The 2,910-nt window shown below is 60.3% G+C and carries 2 protein-coding genes; both read right to left on the bottom strand.

Translation table 11 applies throughout. The annotated features are described in order from the left end of the window. Positions 1–72: 72 nt before the first annotated feature. Positions 73–1,374, bottom strand: a complete 1,302-nt coding sequence (locus DCO47_RS26425; RefSeq protein ID WP_024014061.1) for an ABC transporter substrate-binding protein — start codon at positions 1,372–1,374, stop codon at positions 73–75. Positions 1,375–1,492: 118 nt separating this feature from the next. Next, complete coding sequence (locus tag DCO47_RS26420; RefSeq protein ID WP_116659258.1) at positions 1,493–2,752, bottom strand: AGE family epimerase/isomerase; 1,260 nt, start codon at positions 2,750–2,752, stop codon at positions 1,493–1,495. Between the last annotated feature and the right edge of the window lie 158 nt (positions 2,753–2,910).

Here is a 2,910-nt window from a genome sequence, read left to right as displayed (position 1 = left end):
GTGTGTCAGTCACTCAGACGGTGGCTGACAGATTGCTATCGCGAGCAGGCTCACTCCTACAGGGGCCAAGCATTACTTGGCCGACTGAACTGCCGCGCCAAGTTTCTTCGCGGCATCGGCCGGGTCGGCTTTCGGGTCGTTGATGTAGTTGGTGACTACGTCAAAGAACGCGCCCTGCACCGCCAGCGTGGTTGCCATGTTGTGCGCCATGCTTGGTTGCAGGCCGCCGGACTTGGCGTCCGCGAGGAAGTCCTTGGCAGCGGTCTGTGCGCAGGAATCGAAGCCGAGCTTGTCCATGTTGTTCAACATGTCATTGCGCACCGGAATCGAGCCTTTGTTGATGCTGAAGACTTTCTGGAAGTTCTCACCCAGCACGACTTTGGCGATGTCCTGCTGACCGGCCGCAGTGCCTGCGTCCTTCTGCTTGAACACGGCCAGCGAGTCGATGTTGTAGGTGAACGCCTTGTCGGTGCCCGGGAACGCTACGCACTCGTAGTCCTTGCCGGCGACTTTCTTGGCGGCGGTCCATTCGGACTTGGCCCAGTCACCCATGATCTGCATGCCGGCCTTGCCGTTGATGACCTTGGCCGCTTCGAGGTTCCAGTCCTGGCCTTTGCCGTCAGCGTCCATGTAGGTCGCGACTTTCTTCAGCTCGGTGAGCGCCTTGACCATTTCCGGGCCGGTCAGCGCCTTGTTGTCGAGATCGACCAGGGCTTTCTTGTAGCCATCCACGCCCATGACCGAGAGCACCACGGCTTCGAACACGGTGCTGTCCTGCCAAGGCTGACCGCCGTGGGCCAGCGGAATGAAGCCCGCGGCTTTCAGCTTGTCGCCGGCGGCGTAGAACTCTTCGAGGGTGGTTGGATTCTTGGTGATGCCGGCTTTCTTGAAGACTTCCGGGTTGATCCACAGCCAGTTCACACGGTGAATGTTCACCGGCACGGCCACGTAATCACCGTCGTACTTCACGGTATCGGAGACTTTCTTGTCGAGCAGGCTGTCCCACTTTTCCGACTTGGCGACGTCTTTCAAAACGTCGGTGTCGAGCAGACCGGTCGACGCCCATTCCTGGATGTCCGGGCCTTTGATCTGCGCAACGCCAGGCGGATTGCCGGCGACGGCGCGGCTCTTGAGCACGGTCATGGCAGTCGCACCGCCACCACCGGCGACAGCGCCGTCCTTCCAGGTGAAACCGTCTTTTTCGACTTGGGCCTTGAGCACATCGACAGCGGCTTTTTCGCCACCGGAAGTCCACCAGTGCACGACTTCGACCGAACCTTTGGAGTCGGCAGCGGAGACACTGAGCGGCAGGATTGCGAGCGGGAACAGGGAGGCGACAGAAATGACAGTAGCGAGGCGAGAAATCGCATTCATTCGAGATGTACCTTTCTTGTTGTTATGCATTGCAAGTCTGGTGCTTGCGCTGCACGGAGTTTAAACAGAGCGTTTCGCTTCGCAGGTAACGAAGGGACGCGTAAATGTCACGACATGGTTACACAGGAACAGGCTGAGATAACCGCGCCAAAGCCGTGGCCATGCTCGGCGCCAGCGGCAACCGCGGAATCAGCACAGCCTGCCAGGCGTGATACAGATCGGGCTTGCCCGGCCAGATATCGGCACTGGGCACATTCTGTGGATTGAGTTCGTGGTGCCAGCTGCCGTTGCAGCGGTCGATGAAATTCGTCTCACAGAATTCCCAGAACAGTCGGTACCAGGTTTCGTATTGCGCGTCGCCGGTGCGTTTGAGCAAGGCACTGGCAGCGGCGCTGGCTTCGGCATGCGTCCAGTGCAGGCGATGGCGAACGACGGCCTGGTTATCCCAGTCGAGGGTGTAGACGATGCCCGGCGCACCATCGACATCCCAGCCGTGGCGGCAATTGTTTTCAAACAGCTTTTGCGCATCAAGGGCCAGCCAGCCCGGCGTGAGCATACCCGCCTGCCCCCGCGCGGCTTCGAGGTGCAGAAGCAATCGTGCCCACTCGAAACCGTGGCCCGGCGTGGTGCCATACGGACGGAAACCGTCAGCAGGATTGTCGTGGTTGTAGTCGCGCAGCGGCTGCCAGTCACGATCGAAGTGTTCGATGACCATGTAATCATTGGCCGCCGCGTGACCGTGGATCACCCGCTCAACGATGCGCTGAGCACGCACCAGCCAGCGCGGATCTTCGGTGACATCGGCCAGCGTGAGGAATGCTTCGGTGGCGTGCATGTTGCTGTTGGCGCCGCGATAGGCTTCTTCTTCGCTCCAGTCGCGATTGAAGAATTCGCGCATGGTGCCCTCTTCTTCGCTCCAGAAATAGGTGTCGATGATATCGATCGCGTCATCGAGCAAGGCCTGGGCGCCGGGCCGTTGTGCAACCACGGCGGAACTGGCGGCGAGCGCGACAAAGGCGTGCAGGTAGGCGTTCTTGCCGGTGTTGTCATCGCGGTGCCCGGCGACTGCAAACCAGCCGCCGTGCAACGCATCACGCAGCGGCCCGCGCAGGGCGGCGATGCCGTGATCGATCAGCTCGGCGAACCCCGGCAGCCCCTGAATGTGGGCCATGGCGAAGCTGTGGGTCATGCGCGCGGTGTTCATGGTTTCGGCTTGCGCGTGCGCCGGCAGACGGCCGCGCTCGTCGAGATTGCCGAAACCTTCCGGCAGCTTCGAGGCCTTGGCAAAATCCAGCAGACGCAGGCCTTCGGCGGCAAGCCATTGCTGGTGGGCAGGGGCATTCAGCCAACTGCTGAAGTCTGGGTGAAAGGTGTCCATGGAGTGACCCTTTTTTGTTGTTAGGACTGCGGGCAGTCTAAACAACGGGCCGGGGCGGGCTTGTAACGAAGGGGACGGTGTTTGTCACTGGCTTGTGACATTAAAAGAGCAAAGTCAAAAGATCGCAGCCTTCGGCAGCTCCTACATGGAAATGCATT

The organism is Pseudomonas sp. NDM, assembly GCF_003105095.1.
In the GTDB taxonomy this organism is placed as follows: domain Bacteria; phylum Pseudomonadota; class Gammaproteobacteria; order Pseudomonadales; family Pseudomonadaceae; genus Aquipseudomonas; species Aquipseudomonas moraviensis_A.
Note: the sequence above shows the minus strand (reverse complement) of the source record. Positions and strands in the feature narration are given on the sequence as shown.

What these genes read in the sequence shown, in the direction of transcription:
- DCO47_RS26425 (WP_024014061.1), bottom strand. Translation starts at nt 1,374, where the DNA reads ATGAATGCGATTTCTCGCCTCGCTACTGTCATTTCTGTCGCCTCCCTG.
- DCO47_RS26420 (WP_116659258.1), bottom strand. Translation starts at nt 2,752, where the DNA reads ATGGACACCTTTCACCCAGACTTCAGCAGTTGGCTGAATGCCCCTGCC.